The organism is Mucilaginibacter lacusdianchii, from assembly GCF_009770985.1.
GTDB classification, from domain to species: domain Bacteria; phylum Bacteroidota; class Bacteroidia; order Sphingobacteriales; family Sphingobacteriaceae; genus Mucilaginibacter; species Mucilaginibacter lacusdianchii.
The window spans coordinates 265,131-287,434 of the sequence record NZ_WSRW01000002.1; the positions used below are offsets into that span (position 1 = coordinate 265,131).

General features: G+C 42.8%; 19 protein-coding genes. 11 read left to right on the forward strand and 8 right to left on the reverse strand.

What is annotated here, in order from left to right; genetic code table 11:
* The 3 genes from GPM24_RS08160 to GPM24_RS08170 all read left to right on the forward strand — a co-directional run bounded on the left by GPM24_RS08160 (window position 1) and on the right by GPM24_RS08170 (window position 3,265).
* The gene (locus GPM24_RS08160) at window positions 1–1,335 is read left to right on the forward strand and encodes a dihydroorotase (RefSeq protein ID WP_158826273.1); all 1,335 of its coding nucleotides are present in this window, start codon (window positions 1–3) and stop codon (window positions 1,333–1,335) included.
* Window positions 1,336–1,401: 66 nt separating this feature from the next.
* The gene (locus tag GPM24_RS08165; RefSeq protein ID WP_158826274.1) at window positions 1,402–2,409 is read left to right on the forward strand and encodes a glycosylasparaginase; all 1,008 of its coding nucleotides are present in this window, start codon (window positions 1,402–1,404) and stop codon (window positions 2,407–2,409) included.
* A gap of 100 nt (window positions 2,410–2,509) precedes the next feature.
* A complete protein-coding gene (locus GPM24_RS08170; RefSeq protein WP_158826275.1) occupies window positions 2,510–3,265 on the forward strand; it encodes a copper homeostasis protein CutC in 756 nt (251 codons plus the stop codon).
* 3 nt (window positions 3,266–3,268) lie between these two features.
* On the opposite strand, the gene GPM24_RS08175 is transcribed toward GPM24_RS08170, so the two are convergent.
* Window positions 3,269–6,097, reverse strand: a complete 2,829-nt coding sequence (locus GPM24_RS08175; RefSeq protein WP_158826276.1) for a TolB family protein — start codon at window positions 6,095–6,097, stop codon at window positions 3,269–3,271.
* A gap of 113 nt (window positions 6,098–6,210) precedes the next feature.
* Between GPM24_RS08175 and hscA the strand changes: the two genes are divergently transcribed.
* Window positions 6,211–8,067, forward strand: a complete 1,857-nt coding sequence (gene hscA / locus GPM24_RS08180) for a Fe-S protein assembly chaperone HscA (protein ID WP_158826277.1) — start codon at window positions 6,211–6,213, stop codon at window positions 8,065–8,067.
* A 34-nt stretch (window positions 8,068–8,101) separates the two neighbouring features.
* Here hscA and GPM24_RS08185 read toward each other — a convergent pair whose 3' ends face one another.
* Window positions 8,102–8,395: a hypothetical protein gene (locus tag GPM24_RS08185; RefSeq protein WP_158826278.1), complete on the reverse strand. Its 294-nt coding sequence runs from the start codon at window positions 8,393–8,395 to the stop codon at window positions 8,102–8,104.
* Window positions 8,396–8,515: 120 nt separating this feature from the next.
* Here GPM24_RS08185 and GPM24_RS08190 point away from each other — a divergent pair, with 120 nt between their 5' ends.
* Window positions 8,516–9,634, forward strand: a complete 1,119-nt coding sequence (locus GPM24_RS08190; RefSeq protein ID WP_158826279.1) for a tetratricopeptide repeat protein — start codon at window positions 8,516–8,518, stop codon at window positions 9,632–9,634.
* Here the strand turns inward: GPM24_RS08190 and GPM24_RS08195 are convergent.
* Together GPM24_RS08195 and GPM24_RS08200 are read right to left on the reverse strand one after the other, a co-directional pair.
* The gene (locus GPM24_RS08195) at window positions 9,631–10,215 is read right to left on the reverse strand and encodes a riboflavin synthase (RefSeq protein ID WP_158826280.1); all 585 of its coding nucleotides are present in this window, start codon (window positions 10,213–10,215) and stop codon (window positions 9,631–9,633) included. The two genes, GPM24_RS08190 and GPM24_RS08195, sit on opposite strands and share 4 nt — an antisense overlap.
* Window positions 10,216–10,383: 168 nt before the next feature.
* Window positions 10,384–12,003, reverse strand: coding sequence for a carboxylesterase/lipase family protein (locus GPM24_RS08200; RefSeq protein ID WP_158826281.1), 1,620 nt, complete (start codon window positions 12,001–12,003; stop codon window positions 10,384–10,386).
* Between the two features lie 371 nt (window positions 12,004–12,374).
* Between GPM24_RS08200 and GPM24_RS08205 the strand changes: the two genes are divergently transcribed.
* Both GPM24_RS08205 and GPM24_RS08210 read left to right on the forward strand, forming a co-directional pair.
* Window positions 12,375–13,907, forward strand: coding sequence for a SulP family inorganic anion transporter (locus GPM24_RS08205; RefSeq protein ID WP_158826282.1), 1,533 nt, complete (start codon window positions 12,375–12,377; stop codon window positions 13,905–13,907).
* A gap of 53 nt (window positions 13,908–13,960) precedes the next feature.
* Entirely contained in the window at window positions 13,961–14,431 is a 471-nt protein-coding gene (locus GPM24_RS08210) for an NUDIX hydrolase (protein WP_158826283.1), read from the forward strand.
* Between the two features lie 15 nt (window positions 14,432–14,446).
* Here GPM24_RS08210 and GPM24_RS08215 read toward each other — a convergent pair whose 3' ends face one another.
* Window positions 14,447–14,932: a c-type cytochrome gene (locus tag GPM24_RS08215; RefSeq protein WP_158826284.1), complete on the reverse strand. Its 486-nt coding sequence runs from the start codon at window positions 14,930–14,932 to the stop codon at window positions 14,447–14,449.
* Window positions 14,933–15,016: 84 nt separating this feature from the next.
* On the reverse strand, window positions 15,017–15,865 hold the full coding sequence (locus GPM24_RS08220) for an SDR family NAD(P)-dependent oxidoreductase (RefSeq protein ID WP_158826285.1): 849 nt from the start codon (window positions 15,863–15,865) through the stop codon (window positions 15,017–15,019).
* 289 nt (window positions 15,866–16,154) lie between these two features.
* On the opposite strand from GPM24_RS08220, the gene GPM24_RS08225 reads away from it, so the two are divergent.
* Entirely contained in the window at window positions 16,155–16,517 is a 363-nt protein-coding gene (locus tag GPM24_RS08225) for a BlaI/MecI/CopY family transcriptional regulator (RefSeq protein WP_158826286.1), read from the forward strand.
* A 6-nt stretch (window positions 16,518–16,523) separates the two neighbouring features.
* The gene (locus GPM24_RS08230; protein WP_158826287.1) at window positions 16,524–18,287 is read left to right on the forward strand and encodes a M56 family metallopeptidase; all 1,764 of its coding nucleotides are present in this window, start codon (window positions 16,524–16,526) and stop codon (window positions 18,285–18,287) included.
* A gap of 25 nt (window positions 18,288–18,312) precedes the next feature.
* On the opposite strand, the gene GPM24_RS08235 is transcribed toward GPM24_RS08230, so the two are convergent.
* The gene (locus GPM24_RS08235) at window positions 18,313–19,398 is read right to left on the reverse strand and encodes a DNA topoisomerase IB (RefSeq protein ID WP_158826288.1); all 1,086 of its coding nucleotides are present in this window, start codon (window positions 19,396–19,398) and stop codon (window positions 18,313–18,315) included.
* 108 nt (window positions 19,399–19,506) lie between these two features.
* Between GPM24_RS08235 and GPM24_RS08240 the strand changes: the two genes are divergently transcribed.
* Window positions 19,507–20,520 carry an aldo/keto reductase gene (locus GPM24_RS08240; RefSeq protein WP_158826289.1) on the forward strand — a complete coding sequence of 338 codons (1,014 nt, stop codon included), beginning with the start codon at window positions 19,507–19,509 and terminating at the stop codon, window positions 20,518–20,520.
* 51 nt (window positions 20,521–20,571) lie between these two features.
* On the opposite strand, the gene GPM24_RS08245 is transcribed toward GPM24_RS08240, so the two are convergent.
* On the reverse strand, window positions 20,572–21,588 hold the full coding sequence (locus tag GPM24_RS08245) for a threonine aldolase family protein (protein WP_158826290.1): 1,017 nt from the start codon (window positions 21,586–21,588) through the stop codon (window positions 20,572–20,574).
* A gap of 29 nt (window positions 21,589–21,617) precedes the next feature.
* On the opposite strand from GPM24_RS08245, the gene GPM24_RS08250 reads away from it, so the two are divergent.
* A complete protein-coding gene (locus GPM24_RS08250; RefSeq protein WP_158826291.1) occupies window positions 21,618–22,301 on the forward strand; it encodes a hypothetical protein in 684 nt (227 codons plus the stop codon).
* Window positions 22,302–22,304: the final 3 nt, after the last annotated feature.

Genomic DNA, 22,304 nt, shown 5'->3' on the forward strand with positions numbered 1-22,304 from the left:
ATGGCATCTATTTTAATTAAATCAGCCACCGTTGTAAACGAGGGCAAGCAGCTTGTAGCCGATGTGCTGGTAAGCAACGGAATTATTGAACGTATTGACTCAACCATCAACACAACCGCCGATCAGGAAATTAACGCCGAAGGACTGTACCTGTTACCCGGCGCCATCGACGATCAGGTACATTTTCGCGAACCCGGTCTAACACATAAAGCAGAGATTTACACCGAGTCGAGAGCGGCGGTGGCTGGCGGTATCACCTCTTTTATGGAGATGCCCAATACGGTGCCCAATACGCTAACCCAACAACTGCTGGCTGATAAGTATGCTATTGCAGCGCAAAAATCGTTAGCCAACTATTCGTTTTACATGGGCGCATCTAACGATAATTTGGATGAAGTGTTGCGTACCGACGCCAAAAACGTTTGTGGCGTTAAAGTATTTATGGGGTCATCAACTGGAAATATGCTGGTAGACAATCCAGGCACACTGGAAAATCTTTTTTCAAAATCGCCTATGCTGATTGCTACCCACTGTGAGGATGAGCAAACCATTAAAAACAATCTGGCACATTATAAAGAATTATTGGGTGATAATATCACTATTGATTATCATCCTAAAATACGCAGTGTCGAGGCTTGCTACCTGTCATCATCTATGGCGGTTGAGCTGGCCAAAAAGCATGGTGCCAGGCTACATATTTTACATATATCAACCGCTAAAGAAACCGAGCTTTTTGATAACACCATTCCGCTAAAAGATAAAAAAATAACGGCGGAAGCTTGCGTTCATCACCTATGGTTCAGCGAAGACGATTATGCCACCAAAGGCAACTTAATAAAATGGAACCCTGCAGTAAAAACGGCCCACGACCGCGACGGTATATTGCAAGCGTTATTAGATGGTCGAATCGATGTGATCGCTACCGACCATGCGCCACACACTGTTGAAGAAAAAGCCCAACCATATTTGCAGGCTCCATCCGGCGGTCCGTTAGTACAGCATGCGTTACCTGCGTTACTACAGCTTCATCACCAACAAAAAATCACATTAGAACAAATAGCCGAAAAAACCGCTCATAACGTAGCCACCTGTTTTCAGATAGAGAAACGAGGTTACATCCGTGAAGGTTATTGGGCCGATTTAGTGCTGGTGAATTTAAACAAGCCGTGGACAGCTAAACCCGAAAACGATTTGTACAAATGCGGGTGGAGCCCTTTTGATGGCGATACGTTTCAATCTGCCATTACACATACTATTGTTTCCGGCCACTTAGCTTATCAAAACGGCTCATTTAATGAAGGCTTGCCAGGAAAGCGATTAACCTTTGAGCGATAGTTAATTTTTCTATTATTATTGTTACCTTAATACATTAAGCGTTTGCACCGCTATATTTAATCCGTCATGTTCAATCGTCGTAAATTTATACAGTTATCAGCCGCCGGCTCTTCTTTGGCGGCATTGTCACAAACTAGTTTTGCTAAAGCGTTAAATACCACTGATCAATCTACGCTACCGGTAGTAATATCTACCTGGGATTTTGGTATTGCTGCCAATCAGGAAGCCTGGAAAACCCTGTCAAAAGGCGGACGCGCACTGGATGCCGTTGAAGCAGGTGTACGTATTCCGGAAGCAGACATGAACAACCACTCGGTAGGCCGTGCCGGCTACCCCGATCGCGATGGGCATGTTACACTGGATGCATGCATAATGGACGAGTTGGGCAACTGCGGCGCTGTAGCCGGAATGGAAGACATTGACCATCCTATTTCAGTTGCGCGTCTGGTAATGGAAAAAACCCCTCACGTAATGCTGGTAGGCGAAGGCGCTACACAATTTGCAGTAGAACACGGCTTTAAACGCATGAAATTGCTTACGCCTGAGTCGGAAAAAGCCTGGAAAGAGTGGTTGAAAAAAGCGGAATACAAACCGGTAATCAATTTTGAAAACAAACAAGGTTTGCCCGGTAACCAGTACAACCATGATACTATTGGCATGCTGGCGCTTGATGCCAAAGGAAATATATCTGGCGCATGTACAACCAGCGGTATGGCTTTCAAACTGCATGGCCGCGTGGGCGATAGCCCGATTATTGGCGCTGGTTTATATGTTGACAATGAAGTGGGTGGGGCTACGTCTACCGGGGTGGGCGAAGAAGTTATCCGCAATGTAGGCAGCTTTTTAGTGGTTGAATTGATGCGCCAGGGTTATCCGCCAGAGCAGGCTTGCAAAGAAGCGGTAATGCGTATCATTAAAAAGAAGCCCGAAATAGCTAAACAGATACAGGTTGGATTTTTGGCTATCAACAAAAAAGGTGAACACGGTGCTTATGCTATCCAGCAAGGTTTTTCATATGCGGTATGCAACAGCAAAAAACAGGATACGTTGATTAAAGGCAAGAGTTATTATTAAAAATAAGGTACTGTGCGGCTATTTAGCTATCTTTGCAACGTAGCCGCACTAAAGCCATTTGAAGAGTTTGATTAGGTTACTTTTTCAAAACTTTCAACTTATGGTATTTTTAGAAGTTTGTGCTAATTCCATTACATCGGCCCTGGCGGCACAACAAGGCGGCGCCTCTCGCGTAGAGCTTTGTGAAAACCTTACCGAAGGTGGCACTACGCCTTCTTATGGCCAAATGAAGCTTACCCGCCAACTGCTGAATATCCCTGTACATGTTTTACTACGCCCGCGAACCGGCGATTTTTTGTACAATGATTTAGAGTTCGAAATCATCAAAGCTGATTTGCAATGCGCTATCGATTTAGGCTGTAATGGTGTAGTATTAGGCATACTAAATGCTGATGGCACTATAGACATTGGCCGATGCAAGCAGTTAATTGACCTCGCCAAACAGCACAATTTGCACGTTACCTTTCATCGCGCCTTTGATTTTTGCACGGATATGTTTCAGGCCTTGGAGCAAATTATTGCTCTGGGCTGCGACACCATCTTAACATCGGGTGGAAAACCCACTGCGATAGAAGGTGCCGGGACTATTGCTCAGCTGTTTTTACAAGCTAAGGGCCGTATCGACATAATGCCGGGTGGTGGCTTAAGCGAGTACAACGTAGCCGACTTGGTACACTTTACGGGGTCTACCTTCATCCACTCATCAGCTAAAGCACGCCATAAAACCGCCATGACCTATAAAAAGGAAAATATTATGATGAGTGGTGCTAATGTTGACGAATACGACATTCTTACTACAGATGTCGAACGTGTAAAAGCCATCATTTCACTAGCCAACGGTAACCAACATCATTAATTTTTACAAAATACTTAGTGGCAAAATCAGCGTTATGCGGTTCTGACCGTTGCCGCCAAAAATATCATTGTTTAGTAAATGGGTGTAGCGCAAGCCAAAGGTAATTGCACTTTCATTGAACCATTGGGTATCAAAATAAAGCTCTGCCCCTACCGATCTGAAATCGGCTTTGAATGTAGCACCATTGCTGTAAAAATCTTTTCCGTGTGTATAGTCGTAGAATACACTGCCTCTTAATCTTAACAGGTATACCAAATCGCCAAATCCAGCATCAGGGTAAGCGATTGGAAAATGATAGCTGGCTCCAATCTTCGTTAAACGGTACAAATTATCGGCCGTGTACCCTCTCGAAAAAGAGAACTGGTTGGAGAAAAAGCTATACTGCCGGTCACGCTGCTGATAAGCACCGTTAATGACTAAACTATGATTAGGTAAAATACCCGGAAAATAAAAACTACCAGACGCTAAAAATTGGTGTGCCTGAAGGCTATTTATAGTATTGCGATAGTTGAAAGTAATTACCTGGGCTAAATGCGGGTAGATATTTTGAACAGGCTGCGCTACCTGATTTCTGAAAGTAATGGAGTTGGTAAGGTAAGTATTATCTGGTATAGCCTTACTAAAAATTGGTGCTACGTTGGTAACTGTGTAAGATACGCTACTGCGTAAATTCAAGCTTGTGTAATTACGTCCGGTGCTTAAATTAAGCGGCAATTGTAAACCCGCCTGCAAATTAGTTTCGTTCCAGTTGGCTTCCAAAACATTCCGGTTTTGATCCAAAAAGTAATCGCGCCGGTCAGTGGTATAACTTACACCGCCAAACAAGTACGGAAAAGCTGCACCGTAGATACTGGTGAAGCTAAACTGCTTATACCCTTCATTACGATTATAATTAAATGATAATTCGCTTTGAAGCGTATTGAGGATATTTTCTCCGGTTAATGAAAAGGTGTAATCCGGGTCATTAAAATATGGAATTAAACTATGGAAATTGAAAGGATGCGTAAACTTCGGATATTTTTTTACAGCTAGCGGTTGTGTTGTAACGCCTGCCAGCAAATTTGCGCCGGTATCTCGTTTTAATGAGCTCAATTCGAAATCTGACAAAGCCGCCATTGCTGCAACCGGCTTGTATTGAACGGTTGACTTATTTACATCATGCAACTGATAGCCAAACGCCGTAAAACTCATCCAAGCCAGCTTATTGTCTGTTATAGCAGGCTGATAGTTACCGATGCTGCTTTGCAAAGAATCACTTTGCAATTCGAACAACTTTCGGCTTTTCATATCCAATGCATATAACTGATCGTTTACACCACTAGTTGCGGCAAAGTAAACGGTATCGCGGTGAATAGCAGGAAAAGCCATGGGCGCTATATCCGGCGGTATTAAATACTCATTTTTGCCTGTTTTAAGATCAATCAGCGCAATAGTCATTTTTCCGGACGGTAACCTAACCGCCGAAATTAGCTGATTATCATTGTAGAATTTGGGATAAGTATAAAATACCTGGTTTGGGTTGGCCACTGTATCAATCAACTTACCTGTGCTGGCATCCAATATATGCAACGCATACTTACCCGAAGGTGGCGTATTCACTACAACCAGTTTGGTGCCATCGGCGTTAAAAGCAGGAGCAGCATATTTAGTTCGCGATGTTATTTTATGCTGCTGTCCGGTTTTAACATCCAATACTTTTAGTTCTGTGTAATCTCTATAACCCCATCGGATATCCGGGCGACGGGCGGCATAAACGATCTTACCATCTCTGTAGGCGAAATAAGAATCGTTAACCAGGTCGCTTAAGCGAATACTTTGCTCGACACCGTTTTTACGGATAACAAATACCGGCCGATGCTGGTAAGTAGATTTACGGTAGATGAGCGTACTATCGTCAACATAAGCCGGAAATTCGTTGCTGGCTATATAATGCTGATTTTTGGAATACTGCTTAATCGCGTTTTGTTGCTCGGGCGTAACCAATTGTTTTTTGAAATGATTAAACGCTTCTGTACGGAAAGCAGAGAACCGTTGACCGGTGTGCTGCCTGAACGATTGTTGAAAAGGATAGAAAAGCGATTTATAAGCTGCGGCATCATGGGCCACATTGCGCCAAACGTTCGGACTGAACTTATCCCGACCGTAACCAATCAGCATATATCCCATTGGATACCAATCAGGCACATAATCTTTATAAGAACCATTTCTCAGCTTCATCCAGCTATAATCTTTTCCGGCTGCCCACAATGAGCGGAAGCCGTTGTAAAACCAAGGCAATCTTCCCCTACCCTGGCTGGAGGTATAGGTTTCGTTGAAAACGGCATCACCCTCAGTAAACCAGTTGGGTATAGCCAGGCTGTAGCCAAGCGCCTGCCCGCCTTCGCCAAATACAACGTGCAAAACGCGGGTTAAGCCAACATCAAAATTATTGATTTGCTGCACGTGCCTAAACTCGTGCGTGGCCAATTGGTCGGCCTGCGGTAAGCTGCCCAAAGCAAAGCTATTTTGCGTTGGTATAACATAAAACTCACTTCTGAATGGTGCCAAACCCACATAACCGTTAGTGGTTAATGTTTGATTTTGCAGCACTATGTTTACCTGCTTTTGCCTTTTGCCGATGGTAGGCAACACAGCTTTGTTCATTTGCTGGATAATGGATGTCACCTTGCGCCCGGTTGAATCCAGTCCGGCTGGGAAAATGATTCGTGCTTGGGGCAGGGTAATCTGATTCCATTTAACTGATGGCGGGTTGCCACCAAATTCTTGTGCCTTACCAACAGTAGCTGCAAACAATAACGCAACTGATATATATAACGCCGGCCTTCTAAACATTGCTGTGAAAATATGCAGAAATAAGCATTAAAGCAATCTACGGGTCAATTCACAAAAGCATGACACTGTATATGTTAAAACCTGTTACATTTGCCGCTTGTTAATTTGATATTATGGCTAAAGTTTCCATCAATCTGGCTACCGGTTCCCTGCAAAAGGAAGAAATTATTGTAGGTATTGATTTAGGCACCACCAACTCACTGGTGGCGTTCATCAATCCGGATAAAAATCCGCAGGTTATTAATGATGCCGGTAAAGGCGTGTTGGTACCGTCGGTGGTTCACTTTGATCAAACCGGTGGCATTACTGTAGGTAACGAGGCTAAAAACTATCTGATCACCGATCCGCAGAATACCATATTTTCCGTAAAGCGCCTGTTGGGCCGCTCGTATGCGGACATTGAAAATTACAAAGATCTTTTCTCGTATAAAGTAATTGATGATAATACCGAAAGCTTAGTCAAGGTAAAAGTAGGCGACCGCTTTTATACGCCAATTGAGTTATCGGGCCTGATATTAAAAGAGCTGAAAGACCGTGCAGAGCATGCTTTAAAAACGCCGGTAACCCGTGCAGTGATTACTGTACCTGCCTACTTTAACGACTCACAACGCCAGGCCACACGCGATGCCGGTAAATTAGCCGGACTGGATGTGCTGCGCATTGTGAACGAGCCTACCGCCGCAAGCTTGGCTTACGGTATTGGCTTGAATCCAGAAGAAACTAAAACTATTGCCGTGTACGATTTAGGTGGCGGCACGTTCGACGTTTCGATCCTGCAAATACAGAACGGTATATTTGAAGTACTGTCAACCAATGGCGATACGTTTTTAGGTGGCGATGATTTTGACCGCGCTATTTTTGAATACTGGATTAAACAAAACAACTTAAATGCTGCCGAACTGGCTGAAAACCGCGAATTAACGCAAGAGCTACGTTTAAAAGCTGAAGAAGCCAAAAAATCATTCACCCATCAAAGCATATTCAATGAAAAGGTAGGCGACATTTGGTGTACAATAGACCGCAACACTTTTGAGCAGTTGATATCGCCAAAAGTGGAACAAACTATAACTGCTTGTACCAACGCTCTAAAAGATGCCGGCCTAACCGTTGCTGATATCAACGAAGTAGTGATGGTGGGTGGTTCAACCCGTACAGCACTGGTAAAACAAAGAGTGGCCGAGTTCTTCAAACGCCCGGTGCATGATGACATTAATCCTGATGAGGTTGTGGCATTGGGTGCCGCTATACAGGCTGATATTTTAGCCGGTAATCGTAAAGACATTTTACTGCTGGATGTTACACCCCTATCATTAGGCATCGAAACTATGGGAGGTTTAATGGATGTGATTATTCCGCGTAATTCAAAAGTGCCTACCAAGGCAGGGCGCCAGTATACTACCTCAGTAGATGGCCAAGTAAATATGAAAATATCGGTTTACCAGGGCGAGCGCGATTTGGTGAAAGAAAACCGGAAATTGGCGGAGTTTGATTTGAAAGGCATTCCAGCGATGCCTGCAGGATTACCTAAAGTAGATATCAACTTTTTGCTGAACGCTGATGGTATTTTAAAAGTTCAAGCCATCGAACTGCGTTCCAACACTAAACAAGAAGTGGAAGTAAAACCGGCTTACGGCATTACCGACGAACAGGTTGAACAAATGCTGATGGACAGTATTACCCATGCCAAAGACGATGTAAACCAGCGCATGCTGATTGAGGCCCGTACTGAAGGCGAACAAATGGTATATACGGCCGAACGCTTTTTGGATAAACACAAAGAATATCTGAGCATCGCCGAAATTGCAGAAACGCAAAAATTCATTCAGGCACTAAAAGATGTGCTGACCAGCGGCGATAAAGATCTTATCCTGAAAAAAGTTAACGAACTGAACAACTACACCCGCCCTTTTGCCGAACGAGTAATGGATATGGCTATAAGCAAAGCCATGAAAGGCAAAAGCATAGAATAGAAAAAGGCCCTAACTAGTGTAGGGCCTTTTTCTATTAAGATAGTTTATCTATTGCTTCTTGCTCTTTCAGTTCCTGTATATGGTTCTGGTTGCTGTAGGCACTTGTTTGACCCGCAAAATCTTCTAGTATAGACGCAATGTTGTCTAAATTATCAGCGATACGCTGGTGCATATCGGGCAGGTCTTTCTCTAGGCGCTTATCTCCTAAGTCAATATTATCAACCTCAATTTTTCCAATTTTTTGTACAATAGCTTGCTGACTGTTCTTTAAATCTTCCAACTCATGGACAATTTTTTCCATTAGCTCAAACTTCCTGATCTTATCCATATTGATTTGAATTAGTAAGATTATATAACTAAATTTTTCGTTAAATGTTTGGTATTTGAAATATAACTAATAACTTAGTTTAAAATCATTCTTATGAAAACGTTGGGGTTAGTTACAATCATGCTCTTATGCTTTACTCGGTGTTTTTCACAATCCTCTAAGATTGATAATGCCTTACTGCTGGACTATTACCAGAACCAGCGCTTTACGGAAGCTGCCGACTATTTAAAGAAAGCCTATGCAGAGCCTGTAACTGACGCCAAAGCGTTATCGCAACTGGCTTATACCTCCCAAATGGCAGGGCAACTTGCTGACGCCGAAAACTATTATCAGCGCATGTATAATTTAGATACCACTAACCAGTCGGCTTTGATTAATATGGCTGGCATAAATATGCGCAGGGGCAACATTACTAAAGCAGAAACTTATTACCGACGCTTCATTGCATCCGACAGCACTAACTTTGTTATCTATAAATCATTAGCCAGTATCCGGCATCAGAAGTATGATATCATGGGATATGTAAACTATCTGGTTAAGGCCAATAGACTGAATCCACGTGATCCGGACGTAGCATCAGATTTGAGTGATCAGTACGTGGAGTTAAAGCAGATCCCGCTGGCAAAAATGGTATTGGATAGTGCTTTAGTATATGATCCTGAAAACATTACACTGCTGCAAAGCCTAATTAAGCTAACTCATGCACAAAAAAAGTGGCCGGAAACCGTAAGCGCCGGAACAAAATTGCTAGCCATGGGCGATAACTCCTTCCCCACCATTAATAAATTGGGACAGGCATATTATCACTTAAAAAATTATGAGTGCACGCTTGAAAGCTACTATAATCTGCAAGCTAATCAGCACAATGAAACCTCCTATTATTTTATGGGTATGGCTTACAAAGGGCTTAAAAACGATAAAAGTGCCATCGAGTATATGGAAAGGGCAATAAAAGACGGCATTTCATCGGCTATTGATAGTTATTACGGCGAAATGGCAGGCAGCTATCAAAAGGTTAGACAATATAATAAGGCCATATGGGCCTATCAAAAGGGCCTCCACTTTGGTGAAAGCCCTTTAATATATTATTCGATGGCCCTAATGTATGATAGCGATGTGCCGAATAAAGCCAACGCCATTAAGTACTATAAAAAGTATCTGGCTACTAAGCCACCAGTTACCCAGCAATCATTGATGGAATACAGCAAAGGCCGCTTAACCGCATTGAAAGGACGTTAGCGCTGCATCAACCGGGCTACGTATTTGCCGATGATGTCAAACTCTAGATTGACTACTGAGCCTTCGCGAACGTTCTGCAAATTAGTATGCTCGTAAGTGTATGGAATAATAGCGACAGAGAAACGATTGCTTTGCGAATTTACTACTGTTAAGCTGATACCGTTGATACAGATAGACCCTTTTTCTACCGTGACATTACCCCTGTCGGCATCATATTCAAAAGTGTATTCCCAGCTACCATTCAATTCTTTGTAGGCTACACAAACTGCGGTTTGGTCAACGTGGCCCTGCACAATGTGTCCATCTAAACGGGCATTCATTTGCATGCAGCGCTCCAGGTTAACCAAGTCGCCTGTTTTTAAGTGGCCGATATTTGATTTATTAAGCGTTTCTTCAATAGCAGTAACTGTATGCGTATTGCCATTAACAGCAACCACTGTTAAACAGACGCCATTATGCGCCACAGATTGATCAATTTTCAATTCGGACGAAATATCCGATTGTACAGTAATATGCAAATTGCTTTGCTCCTGTTTAAGTTCGGTTACAGTACCTAAAGTTTCAATTATTCCGGTAAACATATACTTATACCCGTAAAGGGGTTTTGTTGTTATAACGCCAAAACTAATTATAATTGCGGGTGATTTTATCAGTGTAATATCATAACCAAGTCTTAAAACCGAAACGGCCCCTGATGAACTTTTCGTAAGTCATCAAGGGCCGTTTTGATATACATCATTAGGTTGTCGCTATTTGGCGTACACTTTATCTAAAAACAGATAACGGTTGTCATGAAAAGCCAGTTCCGGTTTGGTGTCAACACCGATATTCATATAAGGTACATCGCTTGAGCTACCTACCGGAACCCACTTAGGCAAACCGGCCTTGTTTGGATCGCCGGTTTTGATGAAGTTGGCAAAATAGCGTAGCATAACGTCTGATGTTTTATAATCTTCATCCGTCCAGGCATAAACCGGATTGGTTGCCAAATTACCCATGGCATATTCAATTTCAAAAGCATGTGGCGCACCTACCTGGGCAGGTTGTTTGATGGCATCATTACTACCGTTTTTGTTGATGCCTCCGGCCAAACCGGTAGTTGCTCCGGCAAATTGTGCCGTCATAGGCGGTTTTATTTTTGAAAACAAGTAACGATAAACCGGACGACCGCTGGTTTTGCTATGCAGATCTAGCCACTTCCAAGTACTGTATGCAATGAAACGGTCGCTGGCTAATGCCGTAGCCGATTGTATCACTTCCTCCTGTGTTTTGCCCGGATAAAGTTTAAGCACATCGGCAGCTTGATCTGCATAAAGCTGTTTCACTTTATTTGCATAATTTTCTGGGGTCGGCGCATCGCCACCTAAAAGAGCCTGAAAAGGAACTTCTGCAGAGTTCCATCCTGCCAGTAAAGACACGCGAGCCTGTTCGCCAGCGGCAAAAACATCTGTCACTTGCTTCGGCAAAAAGTATCCATCAACAGTTGCTGCAGTACTGAACGCGCCAGGCTGAGCCGCAATATCCAATACCTGCTCGGCAGGCATGGCTCTTAATGCAGCTAACGAATTAGCATTTGCCTTTTGTGCAAAAGCTTGTCCATTTTTTTCACCTTGCGCTAAAGGTACGGCTGCCAGCGTAGGTTTAATCATCGCACCGCTTTCGCCAATGGCACCGGCTATCAAGTTTTTAGATAACGGCGACGCCATCTGTGCCGCAACGGAAATAGATCCGGCCGATTCACCTGCAATGGTAACGCGTTTTGGGTCGCCACCGAAAGCCGCGATATTTTGCTGTACCCAACGTAAGGCGGCATTCTGATCAAGCAAACCATAATTGCCTGAGGCATGATGCGGCGATTCTTGCGTTAACTCAGGATGAGCTAAAAAGCCAAATACACCCAGGCGGTAGTTAATGGTTAATGTAACTATACCTTGCTTGGCCATATTCTCGCCATCATAACGAGGTTCTGATCCATCACCGGCTACATAACCACCACCATAAAAGTAAACCAGTACGGGCAATTTCTCTCTGAGCGTTTTAGCAGGCGTCCATACATTCAGGTAAAGGCAATCTTCGCTCATACCCGACGAGCGAAACTGCATATCGCCAAATACTTTCTTTTGCATAGCATTGTTGCCAAAATGGTCTGCTTTACGCACGCCCTCCCAATTATCAGCAGGTTGCGGCTCTTTCCAGCGCAAATCGCCAACAGGCGGTTTGGCAAAAGGTATACCTTTAAAGCTTTTAATACCCGAATTCTCGGTAGTGCCTTCTAACATACCATTGGCCACCTTTACACGCACAACTTGTGCACAAAGCGTTAACGGTACCAATTGTATGGCAATAATAAGTGTACGAAATATGTTCATAACGGACAGATTTTAAATTTTGATGAGTTGCATGATAGATTATAAACGTCATCTATGCCGTGCAATTATAGATATTGCATTTAAATAATGCAATGCACATGCTTTCTCACAAAGCGTTAGATATAACTATATACTCATCTCAATTAGATAATTTGTTATCTTTGCCCCTGAGATATGCACAACTCAATCTACAATAGTCCGGTTACACCACCTTGAGTAACAGCTTTTCATGCGAATGCCGGTCGCTATATTTAGTGGCCTTTTGCAATTTGCGTATTTACTGATTCCATACTTTTTGCTTTATTAACCTGCAAACATTATTTGTTTGTGATTATACGATTCGTCAGCCTGTGCTGATATACTTTATTTGTATGCCTAACGCTTTACGTTTATTCGACTTTTCTCAGAAAATAAATTACAAAAATGAAATTCTTGCCGGCCTAACAGTAGCCATGACGATGATGCCCGAGTCATTGTCCTTTGCAATACTGGCCGGTTTGCCGCCCCTGGTGGGCTTGTATGCGGCATTCATCATGGGCTTGGTTACGTCTGTTTTTGGTGGCCGGCCGGGATTAGTATCCGGCGGTGCAGGTGCTACTGTGGTTGTTTTAATTGCCCTGATGAAAACTAATGGCATTGAGTATGTTTTTGCAGCCGTGGTACTGGCTGGCATAATTCAAATACTGGTTGGCTTATTTAAATTGGGCAAATTCATCAGGCTGGTACCCCAACCAGTGATGTACGGCTTTGTTAACGGATTAGCTGTTATCATTTTTATGGCACAGCTGGAGCAGTTTAAGATGATAGTAAACGGCCAAACAGCTTGGCTTACCGGTCAGCCATTGCTTATTATGGCAGGCTTAGTAGCCTTAACTATAGCCATTGTAGTATTGTTACCACGATTCACCAAAGCCGTACCGCCATCTTTAGTAGCTATTATTGTGGTGTTTTTAGTTGTTTTAGGCTTTGGCATACACACCAAAACGGTAAGAGATATTGCTGTTGTAAGTGGCGGATTCCCTCCTTTCCATATCCCAAAAATTCCGTTTACATGGGCAACACTGCAAATAGTATTTCCTTACGCTTTAATTATGGCTGGCGTAGGTTTAACCGAAGGATTACTTACCCTGAACTTAGTTGACGAGATGACCGCTACCCGAGGCAACAGCAACCGCGAATGTGTTGCACAAGGTACAGCCAACATTCTGAACGGCTTTTTTTACGGCATGGGCGGTTGCCCCATGATTGCACAAACTTTAGTGAACCTTTCTGCCGGTGCCAGGGCACGTTTATCGGGCATTATAGCAGCACTTACTATTTTGCTTATCATCTTATTCGGTGCGCCGGTTATAGAACGCGTGCCCCTGGCAGCGTTAACCGGTGTGATGATTATGGTAGCTGTAGGCACGTTTGAGTGGGTAAGTTTTAAAATAATCAACAAAATGCCCCGGCACGATGTGTTTGTGGGTATACTGGTAGCCGTGATAACCGTGTGGTTACATAACTTGGCGCTAGCAGTGTTGATTGGCGTAATTATATCGGCCTTGGTATTTGCCTGGGAAAGTGCCAAGAGAATTCGCGCACGCAAGTACATAGACAGTAACGGCATTAAGCACTATGAAATTTACGGCCCGCTTTTCTTCGGTTCGGTAACCGCTTTTAACGAAAAATTTGAGATCGCAGATGATCCTAAGGAAGTGATTGTCGATTTCAAGGATAGCCGCATAGCGGATATGTCGGCCATTGAAGCGTTGAACAAGCTAACCGAACGTTACCATAAAGCGGGCAAAAAACTTCATTTAAAACATTTGAGCAATGATTGCCGATTACTACTCAAAAATGCAGATGCGGTAATTGAAGTAAATGTGATTGAAGACCCTACCTACCCCGTTGCTACAGAGTAAAACCTTTAGATACCGATTCAGGTTTATAAGCGACAGCTAAATGCACCACAACCATGCCCAGACAAAGCGCCGGAATACTTTTATATCGTTTAAGTACCCATCAACCTGAAGTATTTTTGGTTCATCCCGGAGGCCCGTATTTTATAAATAAAGATTTGGGCGTTTGGAGCATACCGAAAGGTGAGTATACATCGGAGGAAGAACCATTGCTTGCTGCTAAGCGGGAGTTTGCTGAAGAAACCGGGCAAGTGGTAACCGGTGAATTTTTGCCTTTACCAACCATTAAGCAAAAGGGTGGCAAAGTTGTGCAGGCATGGGCTGTTGAAGGTGATATCGATCACGAAGCTGTAGCGAGCAACACCTTTAAAATGGAGTATCCGTACAAATCGGGGAAATGGATAAGCGTACCGGAGATAGATCAGGCAGCATGGTTTGATTTAGAAACGGCCAAAACCAAACTCATATCAGCGCAGGTAGCACTGGTTGAAGCATTGGAAGAAATACTGCGAACCCGTACTACTTGATTCTGAACTTTAATGTTATTGAGCCGGTGCTGGCGCTGGCTGTTGCTGCGGTTGTGGCCGCATACCTTCGGCACGAGGTACATGAGCTGCTTTTACTTCGGGATGAGCGTTTCCTTTATGGCAGGTATTACAGTTTACACCAGTATAAGCCACCATACCTGTTGAATCTTTATCAGCCTTAAAATATTTTTTGTTGATGTTGGCCGTCATCTTGAACATCTCACGAGCCATGTTTTTTTCCGGTTTCACATCTAAAGCCCAGTCCATCTTTTTAGTTTCCTCATTGCGGGCATGGCAAAAATTACAACGAACACCTAAAGCTGCATTCCATTCTTCCATCACATCATGTAACTGATGTTCGGTAATGTTTTTAGGTAATACTTTAAGATTTTTAAACTTGTGTTCTTCGGCCTGCTGCGTTTGCTGCATAGAAGTGGTTGAAACGAAAATAACTACCCCTAACAGGGTGCTTGTGAGAAGGGCTTTTTTACCGAATAGCATATTCTAATTAGTGTGTTTGAACACGTAAACATAAGCATTCGGTTTATGTCATCCAAATGTCAGAGAATATTTATTAAAATTTCATTAGGATGCTACAAACGGCTCTATCAATTGCTCGCTAATTTGCCATAATTTATTACGCGCCGATACATTTTGCGCTGCTAAGTTGGTGTTCGCAACCTTTCTTTTTTTGAAGTACTGTCCGCTTAGCTTCGGGCTAAGCTTCACCTCGGATGCCAGATATATAGACGTTTGAGCACCTTGCTGCGGTGTGATCATAAATGGCTTGGCCAACACCATCAGTATTTTGCCAAAACCTCCCAGCTCGCTGCCGAAACTCGTTTTGACCACACCTGGATGCAGTGCATAAGCAGTTATACCCCTACTGCCGTATCGCTCGGCCAAGGCTTTAGCAAACCATATATTGCTTAGCTTGGCTAAGGCATAGGCACCAAAAGATGAGTAATCCTTAAACTGCACGTCGTTAAGCATTAAAACCTTACCCATCTTGTGCGCTTCGGAACTTACGTTGATGATGCGGGCTTGTCCTTTTTCCAACAGAGGCATCAGGCTTAAAGTAAGCAAAAAATGCCCCAGGTGGTTCATGGCAAAGGTAAGCTCGACGCCGTCTTTACTTTCATGACGCTGAGCATTAATACCACCTGCATTGTTGATCAGTGTATTGATGGCAAACAACTTACCTTTTAGCTGATCGGCGGCTTCTTTTACCGTTTGAAGATCTGCCAAATCGCAGTATACAACAAAAATGCTGCGGTTGCCGGTTTGTTGTATAAGGTCTTTTTTTAATTGCTCTCCTTTTGCCGTGTCACGCACTAACAAGTACAAGGCATGATCTTTTTTTGCTAGTGCTAAAGCTGTTTCTTTACCAATACCCGATGTAGCTCCTGTAATTACGGTTGTTCTGAAAGGCATATTTAAGAGTGGTGAATATTAATTTGTGAGTATAATGTATCTGCAAACATATTGTTTTACCTCAAAAGTTTTGACTCTGCTGTTTAATTATACATTACTATGAATCATCCGTTCAAGTTTAATTGATGTACAAAAAGGGATTACTTATTTTTTAAGATATAGCGATGCTGGTAAATTAATTACTTAATGTATTGAGTACGTTGAGAATTACTCATAAACCTCACAAATAAATTTAAAAAAGATTTGCACCATTACGAATTTATCGTAGATTTACGAAAACATCGTAGATATGGAAAAGTTGACTATACAAGAAGAAGAGGCTATGCAAGCCATATGGGAGTGCAATGGCGGCTTTATTAAAGACTTTTTGGATTTACTGCCCGAACCCAAACCGCCTTATACCACTCTTGCCTCAACCGTAAAAAATCTGGAACGCAAAAATTACCTTTTGGCCCAAAAAGTTGGCAATACCTACCAGTACAAGCCGGCTGTTAAGCAAGAAGATTACAAAAAACGATTTATGAACGGTGTGGTAAGCAGCTATTTTAAAAACTCTTATAAAGAACTTGTTACCTTTTTTGCTCAAGATAAAAAAATTAGCGCCGAGGAGCTTAAAGAGATTATCAACCTGATTGAAAACCCTAAAAAATAAAGCACCATGCCAGCCTTGCTTTTGTACTTATTTAAAGTAAACGTAGCCCTGCTGTTATTTTGCCTTGGATATTATACGGTGTTAAGACGGCTTACCTTTTACACCATCAACCGTATATACTTAATTTTAGCGATTGCATTTTCGGCTATATATCCAACCATTAATCTCTCAAATGTAGTAGAACAGCACCAACACATCGTTCAGCCCTTCCAGGTAGTTATTATTAACTTTAATTCAAAAGCTACCCAGCTTGTACAACCTATTGCGCAGACTAATTACTGGCAATGGATAGTGGGTATATTTTGGTTTGGTGTAGGTGTTATGATTTTGCGTTTGTTGGTTCAGATGGCATCGTTGTATAAATTATACCTTCGTTCAATACCAGCTTCTCTATTACACCACCCGGTACGTATCATTCCAGAACCAACCAACCCATTTTCTTTTTGGCAAAGCATATATATCAACCCTAGTCAGCATAGTGTTAAAGAGTTACCTGCCATTATCGCGCACGAACAGGTGCATGTAAAGCAGTGGCATACGCTTGATATTTTGCTGGCCGAACTAGCCCTGATTTTTTATTGGTTTAACCCAGGTATGTGGCTTATTAAAAAAGCCGTAAGCGAAAATCTGGAGTTCATAACCGACCGCCAGATACTACGCCAAGGTGCCGACGCCAAAAACTATCAGTACAGCCTACTTTATACCAGCTTTAACACTTCTCCTAATGCCATTGTAAACCACTTCAATATATCAACCATTAAAAAACGAATTATGATGATGAATGCAAAAAGATCTTCGCCTTTTAACCTTACACGGTACGGTATGATAATACCCGTAATAGTCATTCTATTGCTGGCATTTAGCACGTCTAAAGCGTCACTTATTAAAGAAGGAATTGCTACCGTAAAAAGCACCACCCAACAAGTTTTAAATGCAACCCAGCTATCGGCTGCCAATCAATCTTCAACGAGTTCACATGCTGATAACAGCTTAAAATCACTACTGTTAATTGAGAAAACAAACCACATTGAAAAAGACACGGTGCCGCAAAGCAGCAAATCCTTAAAAATCAATGTTACCGGAAAGGATACTACATATTACCTTTTGAATGGGAACCCTATTGCTGCCGCGAATTTAGATAAAATTGACCCTAATACAATTGCATCACTAACAGTAATTAAAGCACCATCTGCAGCGAAATTATTTAGCGGCGCTGGCAGTCAAGGCGCTGTCTTAATTGTCACCAAAGATGCTGCCAACAACAGTTCTGTGTTAGACTTATTAACTAGGATAGACAAAATAAAAGGAAATGAAGATGGTAGACATATTGCCACCCTCACTGTAGAACCGCGTGACGGGTCGCTGAATTCTATTTCTATTGTTGGAAAGCCAGATAGTTTGCTGAGCCGATTGAATGGCAACATTAAATCAATTACCATTAATAGAAACGGTAGCTCTAATGCCACAACAGACAGCAGCAAGCTTGCAGAATTTAACGTTACTGGAAAATCAGCTAACTCAGCAACAAATACTATAACCATACGGCAAACAGACAAACGCTCTAAAGTTGCTCCGGTGGTAGTTTTAGATGGTGTTGTTTACCAAGATTATGACTTAAACAGTATAGATGCCAACACAATTGAGAACATTGAAGTCATCAAAGACGCATCCAATACCGAATTCTTAAAAAAATACGGTCCAAAAGCCATTAACGGCATAATTAAGATTACAACAAAGCAAGAAAAGCCCGTTAAAAAAGATAAACAGTAATTTTGAGTTGATTACAGTTTTCGGATCAGCTGGCTTCGGCCAGCTTTTCTTTTTCCAAAATTTCCAGCAGGGCTTTCTCGGCTGTGTTTAATTCTGAGGCTCTAATATCCTTATCCTCATCTAACTCCTGAATGTATTTGAACAACGTCCCCTCCTCGTAGCTTTTAATTACGGTAGGATGCACGTAGTACTTTTTGCAGACCGTACGGGTGTTTCCTAGCGTCAACGCCACTTCATCCAGCACACTGATGATATTTTTTTTACATTGTGTCTGATTTTCAAACTCGCCAGCTTCCTTAAAGGCATAAAGTGCACTCACGCTGCCTGCCCAGGTACGAAAATCTTTAGCCGTAAAATCTTCACCAGTAATGTTTTTTAAGTAATCATTCACGTCGCCCGAGTCAATGGTGCACCGTTTGCCTTCTTCATCATAGTACTGAAACAGCTCTTTGCCCGGAATATCGCGGCATTGCTTTACTAATCGGGCCAGTTTCTTGCTTTGGAGGTCTATTTTATGATAGACACCTTTTTTGCCTTTAAACTCAAAGTTAATGTTCGACCCTTCTATTTTTACGTGCTTATCCTGCATAGTGGTTAAGCCGTATGAGCCATATAATTTTTTGTATGATTCATTACCAATACGAATACTGGTCAATTCCATCAAGCGTACTACCAGCGCCAGCACTTTATCATGATCCAGCTTGGTTCGCAACAAATCTTTATCTACCTGCTCGCGTATGCCGGGTAAGTGTGCGGCAAAGGCCTGTAGGCGGTGGTATTTCGATTGATTGCGCAGTTTGTTCCAGTCGGCATGATAACGGTACTGCTTACGGCCGGCCACATCCACACCGGTAAACTGTAAATGGCTATTATCATAGGGCGATATCCACACATTGGTATACGCCGGTGGAATGACCATCTTATTAAAACGCTGGATTATTTCTTTGTCGCGTATCAGTTCACCATGTGAATCATAATAACTAAACCCCTTGCCCGATGGCTTACGTGTGTAACCGGGCGAAGTATCGGATACATAACGCAGTCCGGCCGCTTTTGCAGTAATTTTTGGATCGCGGCCAATTTTCTCGAGTTTTTTAAGGAGGCGGTTCATAATGATTGTATAAACATGTACAAGCGGTTTAAGTTTGACTATTGCTTGACTGTTACACTTAAACAAAATCATTCTCTCAAAGTTGATTTTATTAAACCAACACACAACATGAAATACAACTTTTTAGGCAACACAGGTTTACTGGTCTCCGAGATCTGTTTCGGCACCATGACTTTTGGCGGCAAAGGCATGTGGGAATCAATAGGTAAAATTCAGCAACAAGAAGTAAATGAATTGATGACGGCTGTAGTAGATGCCGGCATCAATTTTATTGACACGGCCAATGTGTACTCGTTTGGGGAATCCGAAAAATTACTGGGCCAATCCATCATTGACCTGGGTTTAAACCGCGATGACTTAGTGATTGCCACCAAAGTACGTGGCAAAATGGGTGAAGGGGTTAACAATGTTGGCCTGTCCCGCTATCATATTTTCCAGTCCGTTAACGATAGCTTGCAACGGCTACAACTCGATCATATCGATATTTTGTACGTTCATGGTGTAGATAAGCGTACTCCGGTTGAAGAAACCATGCGGGCGCTGAACGATATCGTACTAACCGGCAAGGTTCGTTATGTAGCCGTATGTAACTGGCCGGCCTGGATGGTAATGAAAGCCTTAGGCATTGCCGAAAAGCATGGCTGGAACAAGTTTGTAGGCTTACAATACTTCTATTCCCTATCGGGCCGGGACATTGAGCGGGAAATTGTGCCACTGGCAGCAGATCAGAATTTGGCTATTATGCCGTGGAGCCCATTGGCCGGCGGTTTTTTATCGGGTAAATATACGCGGGGAAACGAAAAAGCAGGCGATTCGCGCCGGGACGAATTTGACTTTCCACCGATTGATAAAGAAAAGGCTTATGATATTGTAGATGTGCTGGCAGAAATTGGTAAGCCGTACAACGCCTCGGTTGCGCAGATAGCCCTGGCATGGGTGCGCCAGCAACCCGGCGTAACCAGCACCATTATTGGTGCTAAGCGTATCGATCAGTTAAATGACAATATTAAATCAACCGAAATAACATTATCAGCAGACGACCTGCAAAAAATAGATGCGGTAAGCGCTTTGGGGAAAGAATATCCAGGATGGATGGTTGATTTTCAGGGAAAAGATAGATAGATTTTCATTTATACGTCCTAATCCAACCATGTTGGGCTAGGACGTATAATGTTATAAGCTCTTTAAAACACTTACTACATACTCTACCTGCTCTGGATGGATATCCAAATGCAATACAAACCTAATTCGGTTACTACCGGTCGCATTGCATTTAATACCTTTTTCCTGCAATTGTGCTACAATAGCATCGGCCGAACCAGCGGTGTCAAACAATACCAAATTGGTTTCAACAGGAACTATGTTAGTCACCCAAGCGCATTTGCTCAATTCATTTGCTAAGATTTGTGCATGTTTATGATCTATCTTCAACCGCTCTACATGATGATCTAAGGCATAAATACCGGCAGCCGCCAAAAAGCCAGCCTGACGCCAGCCCCCGCCCAGTACTTTACGCACGCGACGTGCATATGTAATAGTTTGTTTATCAGCCAAAAATACCGAGCCTACCGGCGTACCCAAACCTTTAGATAGGCAAACGGATATGCCGCTAAAGTATTTACCATAGTCAACCGCGTTATCACCAGTGTATGCTAAAGCATTAAAAATACGTGCACCATCCAAATGTAATTTCAGGTTATGGCGTTGGCACAATTCTGCAATAGGTGCAATCTGGTCAAGCGTATAGCATTTGCCACCACCTTTATTAACGGTGTTTTCTAACACCACTAAAGTGGTAAGTGGGTAATGCACATTATCAGGGTCGTTTATTTCGGGCTCAATCATCTCTGCGGTTAAAATACCACGCTCGCCGTTCAATAAGCGGGTTGATACGGCTGAATTAAAAGCGATACCCCCGCCCTCATAACGGTATACATGCGCAGTTTGGTCGGCAATCAATTCATCCAGCGGATTAGTGAAACACTTAATGGCAATCTGGTTAGTCATTGTACCAGACGGGCAAAACAACCCTGCTTCCATTCCAAACATTGCCGCCGCTTTAACTTCCAGTTCGTTTACGGTTTCATCTTCGCCATAAACATCATCTCCTACTTTGGCGCTCCACATAGCTTCTAGCATTCCGGGTGTAGGCTTGGTTACGGTATCACTGCGTAAATCAACGGTTATCATATTTTATTTAAAAATGCGTTCTTTGTGTTATGCGCTCAAGTTTAATTATTTTATTTTTTATGCTGATGTATGTATCAGCAAAATCACAAAAATGGCAACCGGGCTACTTTTTTGATACGAAGGGGAATAAAGTACCAGGCCTTATTCGTACTAACCCATCTGGCAAAGGTCCTATTGCAAACGAGGGCTTTATTGAATACAAAGACAACGAAAAAGCTAAAGAAATAAAACTAAGCGCCAGCGACATCAAATACTTTGTGGCCGGCCGCGACAGCTTTGTAGTTGCCCACGCCCCACAAAACGAAAGCTGGGCCAAGCACGAGTTTGATTTTGTAAAGGTAGAACTGGACGAACCTTTAAAACTGTACGTTTATGGCGGTGGCAGTAAAGGCGGTGGCGGTTTCAAAATTCGGCCCGATGTTGGGTTTGGTATTGGTGGCGGCAGTTATGGCGGCTACGGTGGTGGTGGCGTAGGCATCTCTTTAGGTAACGGCGGTGGCGGCAGTTCTCGTATCACTTACTATTTTGGTGCCACACCGGCAGAGTTAAGCCAAATAACGCCGCAAAACTTTGTGGACGTAATGAGCGATATGATGGCCGATGAGCCGCAAGCTGTTGAAGCTATTCAAACCGGCAAATATCGACTTGACAAAATGCAGGCATTAATTGCTTACTACCGCAAGCTTAAATCATCTACTAATACTAAACCATGAAAT

Coding starts and splice junctions, on each gene's coding strand:
- GPM24_RS08215 (WP_158826284.1), bottom strand. CDS start 14,932: ATGCTATTCGGTAAAAAAGCCCTTCTCACAAGCACCCTGTTAGGGGTA.
- GPM24_RS08195 (WP_158826280.1), bottom strand. CDS start 10,215: ATGTTTACCGGAATAATTGAAACTTTAGGTACTGTAACCGAACTTAAA.
- GPM24_RS08210 (WP_158826283.1), top strand. CDS start 13,961: ATGCCCAGACAAAGCGCCGGAATACTTTTATATCGTTTAAGTACCCAT.
- GPM24_RS08240 (WP_158826289.1), top strand. CDS start 19,507: ATGAAATACAACTTTTTAGGCAACACAGGTTTACTGGTCTCCGAGATC.
- GPM24_RS08220 (WP_158826285.1), bottom strand. CDS start 15,865: ATGCCTTTCAGAACAACCGTAATTACAGGAGCTACATCGGGTATTGGT.
- GPM24_RS08250 (WP_158826291.1), top strand. CDS start 21,618: ATGCGCTCAAGTTTAATTATTTTATTTTTTATGCTGATGTATGTATCA.
- GPM24_RS08160 (WP_158826273.1), top strand. CDS start 1: ATGGCATCTATTTTAATTAAATCAGCCACCGTTGTAAACGAGGGCAAG.
- GPM24_RS08205 (WP_158826282.1), top strand. CDS start 12,375: ATGCCTAACGCTTTACGTTTATTCGACTTTTCTCAGAAAATAAATTAC.
- GPM24_RS08230 (WP_158826287.1), top strand. CDS start 16,524: ATGCCAGCCTTGCTTTTGTACTTATTTAAAGTAAACGTAGCCCTGCTG.
- GPM24_RS08185 (WP_158826278.1), bottom strand. CDS start 8,395: ATGGATAAGATCAGGAAGTTTGAGCTAATGGAAAAAATTGTCCATGAG.
- GPM24_RS08175 (WP_158826276.1), bottom strand. CDS start 6,097: ATGTTTAGAAGGCCGGCGTTATATATATCAGTTGCGTTATTGTTTGCA.
- GPM24_RS08190 (WP_158826279.1), top strand. CDS start 8,516: ATGCTCTTATGCTTTACTCGGTGTTTTTCACAATCCTCTAAGATTGAT.
- GPM24_RS08170 (WP_158826275.1), top strand. CDS start 2,510: ATGGTATTTTTAGAAGTTTGTGCTAATTCCATTACATCGGCCCTGGCG.
- GPM24_RS08235 (WP_158826288.1), bottom strand. CDS start 19,398: ATGAACCGCCTCCTTAAAAAACTCGAGAAAATTGGCCGCGATCCAAAA.
- GPM24_RS08225 (WP_158826286.1), top strand. CDS start 16,155: ATGGAAAAGTTGACTATACAAGAAGAAGAGGCTATGCAAGCCATATGG.
- GPM24_RS08245 (WP_158826290.1), bottom strand. CDS start 21,588: ATGATAACCGTTGATTTACGCAGTGATACCGTAACCAAGCCTACACCC.
- GPM24_RS08200 (WP_158826281.1), bottom strand. CDS start 12,003: ATGAACATATTTCGTACACTTATTATTGCCATACAATTGGTACCGTTA.
- GPM24_RS08165 (WP_158826274.1), top strand. CDS start 1,402: ATGTTCAATCGTCGTAAATTTATACAGTTATCAGCCGCCGGCTCTTCT.
- hscA (WP_158826277.1), top strand. CDS start 6,211: ATGGCTAAAGTTTCCATCAATCTGGCTACCGGTTCCCTGCAAAAGGAA.